1 pseudogene is annotated in these 381 nt (G+C 70.3%); it reads right to left on the bottom strand.

Features of this window, described 5'->3' with window-relative positions:
* Positions 1-381, bottom strand: a pseudogene (locus tag KVT44_RS55665) (hydroxypyruvate isomerase); the annotation flags it as partial.

The raw sequence follows: 381 nt of genomic DNA on the forward strand, positions 1-381 counted from the left end.
AGGTCAGCGGCCCGGTGACCGGACTGCCCGCGGTGATCCAGTCCGCGCCCGACACCTCGGTCCGCGGCACGACGGGGAGACCCTGCGGGTCGAGTCCCGTGCCGTGGAGGTTCAGGCGCGGTGCGTCGATCACCTCGGCCGCGCGAAGCGACTCCTCTGCCGTGCGCAGCAGCTCCGAGATGCCCTCGGGAGTGGTGAGATCGCCGCGGAGGTACCCGGTCATCGACGAGAACGTCGCTCCGGTCCGCGCGAGCGCGGTGAGGCCCTTCGTGCTCCAGTCCCAGATCTCGACCTCGAAACCCCGATCGCGGATGCGTTCGACGCGCTCCACGAACGGCCGGTCGATGAAGAGCATCTCGGCCGACGCGGCCAGACGATACG

This window comes from Streptomyces sp. GbtcB7 (assembly GCF_019091445.1).
Classification (GTDB): Bacteria; Actinomycetota; Actinomycetes; order Streptomycetales; family Streptomycetaceae; genus Streptomyces; species Streptomyces mirabilis.